Source organism: Streptomyces alboniger (assembly GCF_008704395.1).
GTDB lineage: Bacteria > Actinomycetota > Actinomycetes > Streptomycetales > Streptomycetaceae > Streptomyces > Streptomyces alboniger.
Map to the genome: position 1 here is coordinate 5,535,855 of NZ_CP023695.1, position 16,364 is coordinate 5,552,218.

The window sequence follows — 16,364 nt, forward strand, 5'->3', positions numbered from 1 at the left end:
TTCGGGCATGACTGCTTCACGAAAAGCTTTATACGAGCACTGTAACTGGCGAGGGGCTGAATTGTCAACCGAGGAATTGCGGGAAGAGCAGCAATTCGTCTCCGGGCTGTACGCGCGCCTTGACGCGCTGCGCGAGGAGGCCGAAGCCGTCGTGCAGACGTCGTTGTCGCAGGTGGGCAACGGTCTCCAGGCGCGTCTTGAGCGCGATGTGATGGTGGCGGAGCAGTCCGGTCTGCTCGCCTCCTTCGACGCGGGGGAGAACGGCCTCTGCTTCGGCAGGCTCGAATTCCGCGACGGCCGTGACCACCACATCGGGCGCATCGGAATCCGCGCCTCCGACGACCGGCGCACTCCGCTGGTGATCGACTGGCGTGCCGATGTCGCGCGCCCCTTCTATCTCGCGACGGGCCATACACCGATGGGTCTGCGGCGGCGCAGACACATCACCACCAAGGGCCGCGAGGTCACCGCCCTGCACGACGAGATCCTCGACCTCGGCGACACCACCCGCACCGGCCACGAGGCCGCCGACGCCGACGAGGTGCTGCTCGCCGCGCTCGACTCGGCGCGCACCGGCCGCATGCACGACATCGTGCGGACCATCCAGGCCGAGCAGGACCGCATCATCCGCGCCCCGCACCGCGGCGTCCTCGTCGTCGAGGGCGGCCCCGGCACCGGCAAGACGGTCGTGGCCCTGCACCGCGCGGCCTTCCTGCTGTACGCGCACCGGGAACTGCTCGCCAAGCGGGCCGTGCTGATCGTCGGCCCGAACCCCGCCTTCCTCGGCTACATCGGCGAGGTGCTGCCCTCGCTCGGCGAGACCGGCGTACTGCTCTCCACGGTCGGCGAGCTGTTCCCCGGCGTGACGGCGACCGGCACCGAAAGCCCGGAGGCGGCCGAGGTGAAGGGCCGCGCGGAGATGGCCGAGGTGCTCGCCGGAGCGGTCCGCGACCGGCAGCGGATCCCCGAGCCGGGCGAGCCGCTGGTCGTCCCGCACGACGACGGCGACCTGATCCTGGACTGGACGATCGCCTACGAGGCGCGGGAAGCGGCCCGTGAGGCGGACGTGCCGCACAACCTGGGCCGCCCCTACTTCGCGTTCCGGATCATCGACGCGCTGACCGAGCAGCTCACCGAACGCATCGGCGCCGACCCCTACGGCGGCCCCAACTTCCTGGGCCCCGACGACATCGCCCAGCTCGGCAAGGGCATCGCGGCCAGCCCCGAGGTCCACGCCGCCATCGAGGAGCTGTGGCCGACGCTGACCCCGCAGGAATTCCTCACCGACTTCCTTCAGGAGCCGACCGGCCTGGACGAGGAGGACGCGAAGGCGATCCGCCGCCCGCGCGGCGCGCCCTGGACGCCCGCCGACATCCCGCTGCTCGACGAGGCGGCCGAACTGCTCGGACACGACGACAGCGCCGAGCGGGCGGCGGCCGAGGCGGAGCGCGCCCGGCAGATCGCGTACGCGCAGGGCGTCCTCGACGTCTCGCGGGCCTCACGGACGTACGAGTTCGAGGACAAGGACGAGGACGACGCGGAGGTCCTGCTCGCCCACAACATCATCGACGCCGAGCGGATGGCCGAGCGGCAGGAGGAGGCCGACCACCGCAGCGCCGCCGAGCGCGCGGCGGCCGACCGTACCTGGGCGTTCGGGCACATCATCGTCGACGAGGCGCAGGAGCTGTCGGCGATGGCCTGGCGGCTGCTCATGCGGCGCTGCCCGACCCGCTCCATGACGCTCGTCGGCGACCCGGCGCAGACCGCGGAGGCCGGCGGCTGCGGATCGTGGGAGGACATCCTGCGGCCGTACGTCGAGGACCGCTGGGAGTACACCCGGCTCGGCGTCAACTACCGCACGCCCGTGGAGATCATGGAGGTGGCGGCCGAGGTGCCGCGCGCCGCGGGGAACCCTGAGTTCCGGCCGCCCAGCTCGGTGCGGTCCACGGGCGTTCGCCCCTGGGCGCGCCGCGCCGACGACGCCGGCGGCCTCGCCGCCGCCGTGGCCGACGCGGTGGCCGCCGAGGCGCGGGACGAGGGCCGCCTCGCGGTGATCGCCCCGCGCGACCTCCACCAGCGGCTCGCCGCCCGGCTCCCCGGGGTGACGGCCGAAGGGGCCCCGGACCTGACGCGGCCGGTCGTGCTGATCGACCCTCGGCAGGCCAAGGGCCTGGAGTTCGACACCGTCCTGGTCGTCGAGCCGTCGCGCTATGGGGCGAGCGATCTGTACGTGGCCCTGACGCGGGCCACCCAGCGGCTCGGCATCCTGTACACCGGGGAGCTGCCCGGCGCGCTCACACAGGTCGCAGCCACACCGTAGCCAGCGGAGGAAGGGTCAGGCGCAGGGTCGCTGGACGGCCGTGGGACGCCACCGGCTCCGGTTTGAGCGGGTCGGGGTTGGTGACGTCGCTGCCGCCGTAGCGGGCCTCGTCCGTGTTCAGGACCTCCTGCCACGCCGCGAACTCGTCCGGCACGCCCAGGCGGTAGGCGTGCCGCACGACCGGTGAGAAGTGGGAGACGGCGAGCAGCGGGGCCCCGCCCCCGCCTTCGTCCGGGTAGCGCAGGAAGGCGAAGACGTTGTCCTCGGCGGCGTCGCCCTCCACCCAGGCGAAGCCGCCGGGGTCCGTGTCGCCCTCCCACAGGGCGCCCTCGTGCCGGTAGACGGTGTTCAGCTCGCGCACGAGGTCCCGTACGCCCCGGTGGTCGGCCTCCGCGCCGTACGCCGGGTCGAGCAGCCACCAGTCCGGACCGTGGCCCTCCGCCCACTCGGCGCCCTGCGCGAACTCCTGCCCCATGAAGAGGAGTTGCTTGCCGGGGTGGGCCCACATGAAGCCGAGATAGGCGCGGTGGGTGGCGCGCTGCTGCCACCAGTCGCCGGGCATCTTGGAGACCAACGACCGCTTGCCGTGCACCACTTCGTCGTGGGAGATGGGCAGGACGTAGTTCTCGCTGTACGCGTACACCATCGAGAACGTCATCTCGTTGTGGTGGTGCTTGCGGTGCACGGGCTCCTTGGAGACGTAGCCGAGGGAGTCGTGCATCCAGCCCATGTTCCACTTGAGACCGAAGCCGAGGCCGCCGAAGCCGCCCGGGCCCTGGTGGTGGGTGGCCCGGGTCACGCCGTCCCAGGCGGTGGACTCCTCGGCGATGGTGACGACGCCGGGGCAGCGCCGGTAGACCGTGGCGTTCATCTCCTGGAGGAAGGCGACGGCGTCGAGGTTCTCGCGGCCGCCGTGGGCGTTCGGCGTCCACTCGCCGTGTTCGCGGGAGTAGTCGAGGTAGAGCATGGAGGCGACCGCGTCGACGCGCAGGCCGTCGATGTGGAACTCCTCGCACCAGTACGTGGCGTTGGCGACCAGGAAGTTGCGTACCTCCTTGCGGCCGTAGTCGAACTCCAGGGTGCCCCAGTCCGGATGCGCGGCACGTGCCGGGTCCTCGTGCTCGTACAGGGGCCGCCCGTCGAACTCGGCGAGCGCCCAGTCGTCCCGCGGGAAGTGCGCGGGCACCCAGTCCATCAGGACCCCGATCCCGGCGCGGTGCAGCGCGTCCACGAGGTACTTGAAGTCGTCGGGGGTGCCGAGGCGGGCGGTCGGCGCGTAGAAGCCGGTGACCTGATACCCCCAGGAGCCGCCGAAGGGGTGCTCGGCCACGGGCATCAGCTCGACGTGCGTGAAGCCCAGGTCGGCGACGTACGCGGGCAGCTGCTCGGCCAGCTGCCGGTAGGTCAGGCCGGGTCGCCAAGAGGGCAGATGTACCTCGTACACCGAGAAGGGCGCCTCGTGCGCCGGGCGTTCGGCGCGGCGGGCCAGCCAGTCCTGGTCGTGCCACTGGTGGTGCGAGACGTGTACGACGGAGGAGTTCGCGGGCGGCGTCTCCGTGCGGCGGGCCAGCGGGTCGGCGCGCAGCGTCTTCGAACCGTCGGGCCGGGTGATCTCGAACTTGTACAGCTCGCCCTCGCCGACCGAGGGCGCGAACAGCTCCCAGACGCCGGTGCCGCCGAGCGAGCGCATCGGGAAGCCGGTGCCGTCCCAGAAGTTGAAGCCGCCGACGACCCGTACACCCCGGGCGTTCGGCGCCCACACGGTGAAGCGGGTGCCGGTCGCGCCCTGGTGGGTCATCGGGCGGGCGCCCATCGCGTCCCACAGCCGCTCGTGCCGGCCCTCGCCGATCAGATGCAGATCGAAGTCGCCGAGCGAGGGCAGGAAGCGGTACGCGTCGTGGATCTCCAGCTCCGCCTCCTCGTACGTGATGTGCAGCCGGTAGTCGTCGGGCGCTGCCTTCAGAGGCAGGACCGCCGAGAAGAACCCGTCGCCGTCGTCGCGCAGCTCGGCGCGGAGGTCCTTGGTTACGACCGCGACCGCCTTCGCGTAGGGCCGCAGCGCCCGGAAGGCCGTACCGCCGGGGACGGGGTGGGCCCCGAGGACGCCGTGCGGGTCGTGGTGGGTGCCCTCCAGGAGGCGGACGCGGTCCCCTTCGGGCACGGGGGAGACGGCGAGGGCCACGGGGGGTGGCTCGGGGGGCGTCTTCGCGGCCGCCTTCCGCGGGGCCCGCGGGGACTTCGCGGATTTCGCCGCCTTGGCCGCCCTGGCCGCTTTGGCTGTCCGCTGAGCCGGTGCCTTCCGCTCGGCGGGGTCCGGTTCCGGGGTGCGGGGCGCGGGAGGGGCGGGGGCGGGGGCGGGGGCTTCGGCGGACGGTTTGCGGGGGCGGCGGGTCACGGAGGAGGCCTCCTTTCGGAAGGGGGTGGTCAGAGGGCGGCGTCGGCGGAGCCGTCCCCGGCGAGGCGGCGCGCCGCGGCCAGCGGGACGGCCAGCCAGTCGGGGCGGTGGCGGGCCTCGTAGAGGACCTCGTAGACCGCCTTGTCCGTCTCGTGGGCGCGCAGCAGCACCGGGTCCGTGCGCGGGTCGAGGCCCGCGACGTCCGCATACCCCACGCAGTACGCGGCCCGGCAGTCCGCGGCCCACTCCGCGGCCCACGGTTCGCCGGTGCACGCCGCGTAGTCGAAGGAGCGCAGCATGCCCGCGACATCGCGGACCGGCGGCTGCGGCATGCGCCGCTCGGCGAGCGGGCGCGCGGGCTCGCCCTCGAAGTCGATGATCGACCAGTGGCCGTCGGGGGAGCGCAGGCACTGCCCCAGGTGCAGATCGCCGTGGACGCGCTGCGCGGTCCACGACTGGCCCTCGCCGCCGAGGTCGGCCAGCGCCTCGAAGGCGGTGAGCAGCCCGGGGGCGTACGGCCGCAGCGCGGGGACCGCCTGTGCCGCCGCGGCCAGGCGCTGCGCCATGGCGTCCGCGACGCGCTCCACCTGGACCCGGCCCAGCGTGACGGTCGGCAGCGCGGCGGCGAGCGCCGCGTGCACCTCGGCCGTGGCACGGCCGAGCGCCCGCGCCTCGCCGGTGAAGTCCTCGCCCTTGTCGAGCCTGCGCAGGGCCAGTTCCCACCCGTCCTCGGCGCCGGCCAGGTAGGGCTGGAGCACCCCGAGGCCGCACGCCTCGTCGGTGGTGGCCGCGCCGGACGTCAGGTCGGCGAGGAACCACGCGGCGGGTGCGGGCACCCGTGCGCAGCCCTGCCGGGCCAGGTGCAGTGGAATCTCCAGGTCGGGGTTGACGCCGGGCACGACGCGGCGGAACAGCTTGAGGATGAACGTATCGCCGTACACGATCGAGGAGTTGGACTGCTCGGCGGCGAGCGGGCGCGGGGTGAGTCCGGAGGGGATGCCCGCGCTCATGTCGCGTTCGAAGCGGAGCACGCCGTGCCGGCCCGGCATCCGCAGCCGCTCCAGGAGCAGGGCGGACAACCGCGGGTCGTGCAGCGCCTCGTACACCGTCTGCCCGGCGAGGGGGCCCTCGGTGACGTGGCCGATGAGGGCGGAAGCCAGCTGCGGTGGCAGGGTGCGGCGCACTCCGATCAGCAACTGGTAGCAGTCACCGGGCCGTTCGGCCGCCGCGGCGTCGAGGGGCGCGTCCTGTGCGGGGACGATCGGCTGGCGGATCCGCACGAGCAGGTGCAGCAGGCCCGCCGGTGAGCTGCGCGGCAGGAGTTCGGTCACCGCGACCGGTTCGAAGGCGCTGATCGGGCGGCCCTTTCCGGCGAACCACCGCTGCCGGGGCAGCCACTCGCGCAGCAGCGGGTCGAGCGAGGCGAGCAGCGCCGTGGCGTGCGCGGTGGGGCGGGTGGCGGCTTCCGACATGGCGTCGCGTCCTTTCCGCGAGGCGGACAAGGCAGAGTGCGGGAGTGCCGGTTGTGCGTAGGAGTGCCCAGGGCGGGGCGGTGGAAACCGCCCCGCGAGGCGTGGCGCCGCCGGAGCCTACGACGGTTCCTTGCGCAGCCGGAACCAGTAGAAGCCGTGGCCCGCCAGCGTGAGGAGGTAGGGCAGTTCGCCGATGGCCGGAAAGCGCACTCCGCCGATCAGCTCCACCGGGTGGCGTCCGTTGAAGGCTTGTAGATCGAGTTCGGTGGGCTGCGCGAAACGCGAGAAGTTGTGCACGCACAGCACGAGGTCGTCGCCCTCCTCCTCCGTCGGCGGCGCTTCCCTGAGGAAGGCGAGGACGGCGGGGTTGGTGGAGGGGAGTTCGGTGTAGGTGCCCAGGCCGAAGGCGGGGTTCTGTTTGCGGATCTCGATCATCCTGCGGGTCCAGTGCAGGAGGGAGGAGGGGGAGGACATGGAGGCTTCGACGTTGGTGACCTGGTAGCCGTAGACGGGGTCCATGATCGTGGGGAGGAAGAGGCGGCCGGGGTCGCAGGAGGAGAAGCCGGCGTTGCGGTCGGGTGTCCATTGCATGGGGGTGCGCACGGCGTCGCGGTCGCCGAGCCAGATGTTGTCGCCCATGCCGATCTCGTCGCCGTAGTAGAGGATCGGGGATCCGGGCAGGGAGAGCAGGAGTGCGGTGAACAGTTCGATCTGGTTGCGGTCGTTGTCCAGGAGGGGGGCCAGGCGTCGGCGGATGCCGATGTTGGCGCGCATGCGGGGGTCTTTGGCGTATTCGGCGTACATGTAGTCGCGTTCTTCGTCGGTGACCATCTCCAGGGTGAGTTCGTCGTGGTTGCGCAGGAAGATGCCCCACTGGCAGTTGGAGGGGATCGCGGGGGTCTTGGCGAGGATTTCGGAGACGGGGTAGCGCGATTCACGGCGTACGGCCATGAAGATGCGCGGCATGACGGGGAAGTGGAACGCCATGTGGCATTCGTCGCCGCCCTTGGCGTAGTCCCCGAAGTAGTCGACGACGTCCTCGGGCCATTGGTTGGCCTCGGCGAGCAGGACGGTGTCGGGGTAGTGGGCGTCGATCTCGGCGCGGACGCGTTTGAGGAGCTGGTGGGTGCGGGGGAGGTTCTCGCAGTTGGTGCCCTCTTCGGCGTAGAGGTAGGGCACGGCGTCGAGGCGGAATCCGTCGATGCCGAGGTCGAGCCAGAATTTGAGGGCGGAGATGATTTCTTCCTGGACCGCGGGGTTTTCGAAGTTGAGGTCGGGTTGGTGGGAGAAGAAGCGGTGCCAGTAGTACTGCTTGCGGACGGGGTCGAAGGTCCAGTTGGAGGCTTCGGTGTCGACGAAGATGATGCGGGCGTCGCTGTAGGCCTTGTCGTCGTCCGCCCAGACGTAGTAGTCGCCGTAGGGGCCTTCGGGGTCGGTGCGTGAGGCCTGGAACCACGGGTGCTGGTCGCTGGTGTGGTTCATGACGAAGTCGATGATGACGCGCATGCCGCGCTGGTGGGCGGAGTCGACGAATTCCACGAAGTCGGCGAGGTCGCCGAATTCGGGGAGGACGGCGGTGTAGTCGGAGACGTCGTAGCCGCCGTCGCGCAGGGGGGATTTGAAGAAGGGGGGCAGCCACAGGCAGTCCACGCCGAGCCATTGGAGGTAGTCGAGCTTGGCGGTGATGCCTTTCAGGTCACCGACGCCGTCGCCGTTGCTGTCCTGGAAGGAACGCACGAGTACTTCGTAGAACACGGCGCGTTTGAACCAGTCGGGATGCCGGTTGCTGGCGGGCGTGTCCTCGAAGGTGTCCTGGACGGGCTCGTTGACGATCATGATGTGGGTGACCCTCCGATCAACGGTGAGGACGGTCGCAGGACCCGGAAGATGTGCGCGGGCGCACGGCCCGGTTCGAGGCGCACATAGTTGGCCCTGCCCCAGTGATAGGTCTCGCCGGTGAGCTCGTCGCGCACCGGCACGGTCTCGTGCCATTCGAGGCCGAGTTGCTGCATGTTCAACGAGACCGTGGCCTCCTGGGTGTGGTGGGGGTCGAGGTTGGCCACCACCAGAACCGTGTTCGAACCGTGCGTGTCCGTGGCGGTCTTCGAGTAGGCGATCACCGCTTCCTTGTCGGTGGGGTGGAAGTGCAGGTCCCGCAGCTGCTGGAGCGCGGGGTTGGTCCGCCGGACGCGGTTCAGTTCGGTGATCAGAGGGGCGATCGTGGCGCCCGTGCGGGCCGCCGACTCCCAGTCGCGCGGGCGTAGTTGGTACTTCTCCGAGTCCAGGTACTCCTCGCTGCCCGGCCGTGCGGGGGTGTTCTCGCACAGCTCGAACCCGCTGTAGACGCCCCAGGTCGGCGAGAGCGTGGCGGCCAGCACCGCCCGCGTCTCGAAGGCGGGGCGACCGCCGTCCTGGAGGTAGGCGTGCAGGATGTCCGGGGTGTTCACGAAGAAGTTCGGGCGCAGGAAGTGCGCGGTCTCCCGGGACAACTCGGTGAGGTAGTCGGTGAGTTCGGCCTTGTCGTTGCGCCAGGTGAAGTAGGTGTACGACTGCTGGAAGCCGATGGCCGCGAGGGTGTGCAGCATCGCGGGGCGGGTGAAGGCCTCGGCGAGGAAGATGACGTCCGGGTCGGTGCCGTTGATCCGGGCGATCACCTCCTCCCAGAACACGACCGGCTTGGTGTGGGGATTGTCGACGCGGAAGATCCGTACGCCGTGCCCCATCCAGAACCGCAGCAGCCGAACCGTCTCAGCGATCAGCCCCGGCAAGTCCCGGTCGAAGGCGAGCGGGTAGATGTCCTGGTACTTCTTCGGGGGGTTCTCCGCGTAGGCGATGGAGCCGTCCGCCCGGTGCCGGAACCACTCCGGGTGCTTGTCCACCCACGGATGATCCGGCGAACACTGCAACGCGAAGTCCAGCGCGACTTCCAGACCCAGCTCCCCCGCACGCCGCACGAAGGCGTCGAAGTCCTCCAGGGTCCCGAGGTCCGGATGGACCGCGTCGTGCCCGCCTTCGGGCGAGCCGATCGCCCAGGGCACGCCCACGTCGTGCGGTCCGGGGGAGAGCGAGTTGTTGGGGCCCTTGCGGAAGGTCGTGCCGATCGGGTGGATCGGCGGCAGGTACACCACGTCGAAGCCCATCGCGGCGACCGCCGGCAGCCGCTCGGCAGCCGTGCGGAACGTCCCCGACACCGGCGGCTCCCCCTCCCGGACCACAGCCCCCTCCGAACGCGGGAAGAACTCGTACCAGGAACCGAACAGAGCCCGCCGCCGCTCCACCACGAGCGGGAACTCCGGGGAGGACGTGATCAGTTCACGCAGCGGATGCCGGGCGAGCACCGCCTCCACCTCGGGCGTGAGGGCCGCCGCGAGCCGGGCGGCCGGCGCGCGGTCCGTGTCGCGCAGCGCCTTCGCCGCGCCGAGCACGACGGCCCGCTCGGCCCGTGGCACCCCGGCGGCCGCGCGTTCGTGGAGGCGGGCGCCCTCTTCGAGGACCAGGTCCGTGTCGAGGCCCGCCGGTATCTTGATCCGCGCGTGGTGCCGCCAGGTGGTGACCGGGTCGCCCCACGCCTCCACGGCGTACGTCCAGCGCCCCTCGGCGTCCGGCGTGACGTCCGCGCCCCACCGGTCGGTGCCGGGCGCCAGCTCCCGCATCGGGGTCCAGGGGCCGGGACGCCCCTCGGGATCGCGCAGGACCACGTTGGCGGCGACGGCTTCGTGGCCTTCGCGGAAGACCGTGGCGGTCACCTGGAACGTTTCGCCCGGCACGGCCTTCGCCGGTTTTCGGCCGCAGTGGACGGCCGGACGAACATCCAGAACGGGGATGGTCGGTTGCGGGGTCGAGCCAAGAGGCATGTCTGACCGCTCCTGTCCGCGTGCACGGATACGGGGGTGGGGAGAGGTTCCGCGGTGCGCGCCGGCCGCGGTGTGCCGGAGTGCGTACCGCAGGAGCCTTCCCACACTCTCCGGGTGGGCAATCCGGCGCTTTGTTAACTACTAGTGCGTAACGGCCCATGCAAGACCGGCCCCGCCGCGCGGCGCGAAGCCGGTCCGAAAACACACTGTTCGGTAGGGGGCAGGCGCATATGCCCCCCGGATTGTCGGTGCTGAACCGCGCCCGCCTGCACCGCACTTCCGCCCCGGCCACCACCGGCGGGTGGCGGATACTCGCCCCGCACCCGGCGGCGACCCCCTTGCGGAGGCGGCCGAATCTCGTATGCCGTAGACCCCATGCCCGGCCACCCGACCGTCACCACCACCCACGGCCCCGTCCGCGGCGCACGCCACGCACACGGCGCCCGCTTCCTCGGCATCCCCTACGCCGCGCCCCCGTGGGCGACCTCCGCTTCGCACCGCCCACCGGGTCGGTCCCCGGCGACGGCATCCTCAACCTGAACGTCTTCACCCCCGCCCCCGGCACCGCGGCGGCGCTCCCCGATTTGGTCTGGATCCACGGCGGCTCCTGCGCCGCCGGGTCCGCCGCCAGTCCCTGGTGCGACGGGGCGGCCTTCAGCCGTGACGGCGTCGTCCTCGTCCCGCTCGGCTACCGGCTCGGCGTCGAAGGCTTCCTGCACCTCGACGACGCCCCGGACGACCGCGGCGTACGCGACTGGATCGCCGCCCTCCAGTGGGTGCGGGACAACATCGCCGCGTTCGGCGGCGACCCCGCGAAGGTCACCGTCGGCGGCCAGTCCGCGGGCGGCGGAGCCGTCCAGACACTGATGGCGACCCCCGCCGCGCAGGGCCTGTTCCGCGGGGCGATCGCCCTGTCCGCCTCGCTCATGGAACCGCAGGGGCGCCGGGCGGGGTTCGCCGTGTCCGAGCTGTTCACCCGGCGCACCGGCGTGCCCGCCACCGCCGCCGCGCTGCGCGACCTCACCGCTCTTCGCGCCCTTCGCCGACGGCGAGCTGGTCCCGCGGCCCGTGCTCGGCGAACTCACCGAGGGCGGCCTCGGCGCGGACGTCCCGCTGCTGCTCGGCTTCACCGGACAGGAGTTCAACTCCTTCGGCGGCCAGGAGCTGACCGACCTCGTCTTCCGCAGGCCGAACCTCGCGGTCGCCGAGGCGCGTGCCGCGCGCGGCCGCCCCGCATGGCTCTACGAGTTCCGCTGGCCCTCACCCGCCCCGGGCAGCGGCCGAGGACTCGCCTTCCACTGCCTCGACCTGCCCTTCGCGTTCGACCTGCTCGACGCCGAGGGCGTCACCGCCGTAGCGGGCCAGGACCCGCCGCGGCGGCTCGCCGACGCGATGCACGCCGCCCTCGTCGCCTTCGTCCGTGATCTCGACCCGGGCGATGCATGGCCGCGCTACACCCACGACCGCCGCGCCGTCCGGCTCTGGGAGGCCGCCCCACGCCTGATGGACGACCCGCTGCGGGCGGAACGGGAGGCCTGGTCGGGCTGAGCCGGCCCCGCCCCCCCGGGCCCGCCGACCGCCCACCGTGCGCCCTGTGCGCCGTGGTGACGGGAGGGGGCCACCGCTACCTTCGTGTCGCGTAGGTGGATATGTGCCGCATACCTGTGAACCCCTGTGGATCCCCGCGAAGCACCGCGAAGGTGGAGACCGTGAAGGCAATCCGTCGTTTCACCGTACGTCCCGTCCTTCCCGACCCCCTCGGTCAGCTTGCCGAGCTGGCCCGCAATCTGCGCTGGTCCTGGCACCCGCGCACCCGCGAACTCTTCATGTCCGTCGACCCGGTGCTGTGGGAGGCCTCGGGCTGCGACCCGGTGCGGCTCCTCGGCGGCGTACCGTCTGCGCGGCTCGCCGAACTCGCCCGCGACGAGGACTTCCTGCGGCGGCTCGCCGAGGCCGCGGACGAACTGCGCGAGTACGTCACCGGAGACCGCTGGTACCAGGAGCAGACCGGGGGGTACGGACAACTGCCGCGCGCCGTCGCGTACTTCTCCCCGGAGTTCGGCATCACCGCCGCCCTGCCCCAGTACTCCGGCGGCCTCGGCATCCTCGCCGGGGACCACCTGAAGGCGGCCAGCGACCTCGGCGTCCCGCTCATCGGCGTCGGACTGCTCTACCGCCACGGCTACTTCCGCCAGTCGCTCTCCCACGACGCCTGGCAGCAGGAGCACTATCCGGTCCTCGACCCGAACGAACTCCCCGTCTCCCTGCTCCGCGAGAACGACGGCACCCCCGCCCGGGTGGCACTCGCCCTGCCCGGCGGGCGCTCGCTGCGCGCCCACGTCTGGCAGGCGCAGGTCGGCCGCGTGCCCCTGCTCCTGCTCGACTCCGACGTCGAGGAGAACGCCCCCGGAGAACGCGACGTCACCGACCGGCTCTACGGCGGCGGCAGCGAACACCGGCTGCTCCAGGAGATGCTCCTCGGCATCGGCGGGGTGCGCGCCGTACGGACGTACTGCCGGCTGACCGGCCACCCCGAGCCCGAGGTCTTCCACACCAACGAGGGGCACGCGGGCTTCCTGGGGCTCGAACGCATCCACGAACTGGCGCTCCAGGACGTCGGGTTCGACGCAGCCCTCGAAGCCGTCCGCGCCGGGACCGTCTTCACCACCCACACGCCCGTCCCCGCGGGCATCGACCGCTTCGACCGCGAGCTGGTCGCCCACCACTTCGGGCCCGCCGCCGAGCTGCCCCGCATCGACGTCGGCGAGGTCCTGCGGCTCGGCATGGAGACGTACCCCGGCGGCGAGCCCAACCTCTTCAACATGGCGGTGATGGGCCTGCGCCTGGGCAGCCGCGCCAACGGAGTGAGCACCCTCCACGGCTCGGTGAGCCGTGAGATGTTCGGGGGCCTGTGGCCGGGCTTCGACCCGGAGGAGGTCCCGATCACCTCCATCACTAACGGCGTGCACGCCCCGACCTGGGTCGCCCCCGAGGTCCTCGCGCTCGGCGCCCGCCAGATCGGCGAGCGGCGCACCGAGGACGCCCTGTCCGTGGGCGGCTCCGACCGCTGGGACGCGGTGGCCGACATCCAGGACGCCGACATCTGGGAGCTGCGCCGCACCCTGCGCGAGCAGCTGGTCCACGAGGTCAGGCGGCGCCTGCACACCTCCTGGCGCCAACGCGGCGCCGCCACCGCCGAGCTGGGCTGGATCGACGGGGTCCTCGACCCGGACGTCCTCACCGTCGGCTTCGCGCGCCGCGTCCCCTCGTACAAGAGGCTCACGCTCATGCTGCGCGACCGGGACCGGCTCATGGAGCTGCTCACCCACCCCGAGCGGCCCCTCCAGATCGTCGTCGCGGGCAAGGCGCACCCGGCCGACGACGGCGGCAAGCGGCTCATCCAGGAACTGGTGCGCTTCACCGACGACCCGCGCGTACGCAACCGGATCGTGTTCCTGCCCGACTACGGCATGGCGATGGCGCAGAAGCTCTACCCGGGCTGCGACGTATGGCTGAACAACCCGCTCAGGCCCCTGGAGGCGTGCGGGACCTCCGGCATGAAGGCGGCCCTCAACGGCTGCCTCAACCTGTCCGTCCTCGACGGCTGGTGGGACGAGTGGTTCGAGCCCGACTTCGGCTGGGCCATCCCCACGGCGGACGGCGCCGCCACCGACGACGACCGCCGCGACGACCTGGAGGCCGCCGCCCTCTACGACCTCCTGGAGCGCCGCATCGCCCCCCGCTTCTACGAGCGGGGCCCCGAGGGACTGCCCGACCGGTGGATCGAGATGGTCCGCAGGACGCTGACCCGGCTCGGCCCGAAGGTCCTCGCGGGCCGCATGGTCCGCGAGTACGTCGAGGAGCTGTACGCCCCCGCCGCCCGCGCCCACCGCGCCCTCGACGCCACGGCCGCCGGCGAACTGGCCGCCTGGAAGGCCCGCGTCCGCGCCGCGTGGCCGCGCGTGGCCGTCGACCACGTGGAGGCGTCGGCGACCGGCGCCACCGCCGAACTGGGCTCCACGCTGGCCCTGCGGGTGCGGGTGCACCTGGGCGAGCTGACGCCGGACGACGTGGAGGTCCAGGCCGTCGCCGGCCGCGTGGACCCCGAGGACCACATCAGCGGGGCCACGCCGGTGCCGCTGAAGCCCGTCGGCGGGCTCGACCAGGAGGGGCGGCGCGTGTACGAGGGGCCGCTGGCCCTGGACCGGGCGGGGTCGTTCGGGTACACGGTGCGGATTCTTCCGGCGCACCGACTGCTGGCCGGCGGCGCCGAGCTGGGGCTCGTGGCGGTGCCGTCGGAGGCCACCGGCGAGGCGGCCGGGGTGCTGATGAGGTGACGACGAAAGGGGCGGCGTCCCGGTCGGACGCCGCCCCTTTCCCGATGATTGCTCGGCTTTCCCGGGGAGTTACTTGACGTTGACGCCGGCCCAGGCCGCCGCCACGCGCTTGTACTCGGTGGAGTTCGCGCCGTACAGGTCCTTCGCGGCGCTGAGCGTGCCCTTACGGGCCGCCTTGTAGTTGGTGGTCGACGTGAAGTACGTCGTCAGGGCCTTGTACCAGATCTTCTCGGCCTTGGCGCGGCCGATGCCCGTGACCTTGGTGCCGTCGAAGGTCGGGGAGTTGTAGTTCACGCCGTTGATCCGCTTCTTGCCGCTGCCCTCGGACAGCAGGTAGAAGAAGTGGTTGGCGATGCCCGAGGAGTAGTGGACGTCCACGTTCCCGGCGCCGGCGCGCCAGTAGTCCAGGGAGCCGCCGTCCTTGGAGGGCTTGTCCATGTACCGCAGCGGGGTGCCGTCGCCGTTGATGTCGATCTTCTCGCCGACGAGGTAGTCGCCCACGTCCTTGGGGTTCTTGGCCTTGAACTCCACGGCGGCGGCGAAGATGTCCGAGGTGGCCTCGTTGAGGCCGCCGGACTCACCGCTGTACTCCATGTTGCCGGTCGCGGAGGTGACGCCGTGCGTCATCTCGTGCGCCGCGACGTCGATCGAGGTGAGGGGCTTCTTGTTGCCCTCGCCGTCGCCGTACGTCATGCAGAAGCAGCTGTCGTCCCAGAAGGCGTTGACGAAGTTGTTGCCGAAGTGGACGCGCGAGGTCGCGCCCTTGCCGTCGCCGTTGATGCCCTTGCGGCCGTGCGCCGACTTGTAGTAGTCCCAGGTGAGCTGGGCGCCGTAGGCGGCGTCGACACCGGCGGTCTGCGCGCTCGTGGGCTTGCCGTTGCCCCAGATGTCGTTGGCGTCCTTGAAGAGCTTGCCCGCCCCGTTCTCCGCGTGCTTCAGGTCGTAGGTGCGGTGGCCGCCGCGGGTCTTGTCGGTCAGCTCGTAGCCGCTCGCCGTCTTCTTGGAGCCGACGGTGACCTTGCCGCTGTACTGGCTGTTGCCGGTGCCGTTCTCGATGTCCTGGTACTGGTACAGCTTCTTGCCGGTCGCGGCGTCCGTGATGACGTGCAGCCTGCTGGGCGTGCCGTCCTGCTGCACACCGGTGACGACCGTCTCGTAGGCGAGGACGGGCTTGCCGGTGGCGGCCCAGATCACCTTGCGCGGGGCCTGCGCGTCGGCGTCGGCCGTCTTCGCCTTCGCGGCGCTCGACTCGGCGGACTTCGCGACGGAGGACTTGGGCAGTTCGGCGTCGGTGGAAGCGACCTTCACGCTCGCCTCGGTCGCCTTGGTGACGCCCTTCAGCGCGCCGCTCTTCGCGGTGTGCACGACGAGGTCGCCGCCGAGGACGGGCAGGCCGTCGTAGGTGCGCTCGTAGCGGGTGTGGGTGGTGCCGTCGCGGTCCTTGATGGCATCGCGGACGACGAGCTTCTCCTTGGCGCCGAGGCCGATCCGCTCGGCGGTCGCGCCCTTGTCGGCGTTCGCGTCCTGGAGCAGGCCGGCCCGGGCGGACACCGAGAGGGCGGCGGGCGCGCCGGAGGGGACGGACTCCTTGTCCGGCTCCGGCTGGGCGGAGGCGCCGGTGGTCAGTCCGGCGGTGAGCAGCGCACCGGCGGCGACGGCGGTGGCGATCGTGAGAGTCGAACGTCTACGGGATATGCGGGAGATCTGAGTGGACACGCGGGCTCCTTCTGTGGGGGACCTGGGTGGCATGGGGCGCCGCCCAGGGCAGGCAACACGTGGTGCGGATGTGCAGCGAGGTGCTGAACGTGCAGCGTGTTGCGGGGAAGAGTGTCATTCGGGCCAGGTACATGTCAGGACTTTGGCTGGATATTGGCCGGAAATGGCCCGCTGAGCGATGGTCAACATACGCAATGCGAACGGCCCGCCAACGGCCGGGGGTAGCAAAAGCGCGCCGCCCCGGGGAGTTGACTCACCCGGGGCGGCGCC

Annotated in this window: 8 protein-coding genes and 1 pseudogene; 4 read left to right on the top strand and 5 right to left on the bottom strand. The window is 71.6% G+C overall.

Going from position 1 to position 16,364, the window contains the following annotated elements:
• Positions 1-61 precede the first annotated feature (61 nt).
• On the top strand, positions 62-2,320 hold the full coding sequence (locus tag CP975_RS24880; protein ID WP_055528711.1) for a HelD family protein: 2,259 nt from the start codon (positions 62-64) through the stop codon (positions 2,318-2,320).
• Here CP975_RS24880 and glgB read toward each other — a convergent pair.
• From glgB to CP975_RS24900, 4 genes are all read right to left on the bottom strand, one after another.
• Positions 2,295-4,748: a 1,4-alpha-glucan branching enzyme gene (glgB, locus tag CP975_RS24885; RefSeq protein WP_150477969.1), complete on the bottom strand. Its 2,454-nt coding sequence runs from the start codon at positions 4,746-4,748 to the stop codon at positions 2,295-2,297. The genes CP975_RS24880 and glgB overlap by 26 nt on opposite strands.
• A complete protein-coding gene (locus tag CP975_RS24890; protein WP_150477358.1) occupies positions 4,745-6,187 on the bottom strand; it encodes a maltokinase N-terminal cap-like domain-containing protein in 1,443 nt (480 codons plus the stop codon). The genes glgB and CP975_RS24890 overlap by 4 nt, the downstream gene beginning before the upstream one ends.
• A gap of 117 nt (positions 6,188-6,304) precedes the next feature.
• Positions 6,305-8,023 (bottom strand): maltose alpha-D-glucosyltransferase, encoded by a 1,719-nt coding sequence (gene treS, locus CP975_RS24895; RefSeq protein ID WP_150477359.1) that lies wholly within the window; start codon positions 8,021-8,023, stop codon positions 6,305-6,307.
• Complete coding sequence (locus CP975_RS24900; RefSeq protein ID WP_055532593.1) at positions 8,020-10,041, bottom strand: alpha-1,4-glucan--maltose-1-phosphate maltosyltransferase; 2,022 nt, start codon at positions 10,039-10,041, stop codon at positions 8,020-8,022. Before CP975_RS24900 ends, treS begins: the two co-directional genes overlap by 4 nt.
• Positions 10,042-10,271: 230 nt before the next feature.
• Here CP975_RS24900 and CP975_RS35910 point away from each other — a divergent pair.
• The 3 genes and pseudogenes from CP975_RS35910 to glgP form a co-directional block, all read left to right on the top strand.
• Positions 10,272-10,973, top strand: a pseudogene (locus CP975_RS35910) (carboxylesterase family protein); the annotation flags it as partial.
• A 136-nt stretch (positions 10,974-11,109) separates the two neighbouring features.
• Complete coding sequence (locus tag CP975_RS35915; protein WP_246201618.1) at positions 11,110-11,589, top strand: carboxylesterase/lipase family protein; 480 nt, start codon at positions 11,110-11,112, stop codon at positions 11,587-11,589.
• Between the two features lie 161 nt (positions 11,590-11,750).
• Positions 11,751-14,378 (top strand): alpha-glucan family phosphorylase, encoded by a 2,628-nt coding sequence (glgP, locus tag CP975_RS24910; protein WP_055535347.1) that lies wholly within the window; start codon positions 11,751-11,753, stop codon positions 14,376-14,378.
• Between the two features lie 69 nt (positions 14,379-14,447).
• On the opposite strand, the gene CP975_RS24915 is transcribed toward glgP, so the two are convergent.
• Positions 14,448-16,094, bottom strand: a complete 1,647-nt coding sequence (locus CP975_RS24915) for a M4 family metallopeptidase (protein ID WP_246201620.1) — start codon at positions 16,092-16,094, stop codon at positions 14,448-14,450.
• Positions 16,095-16,364: the final 270 nt, after the last annotated feature.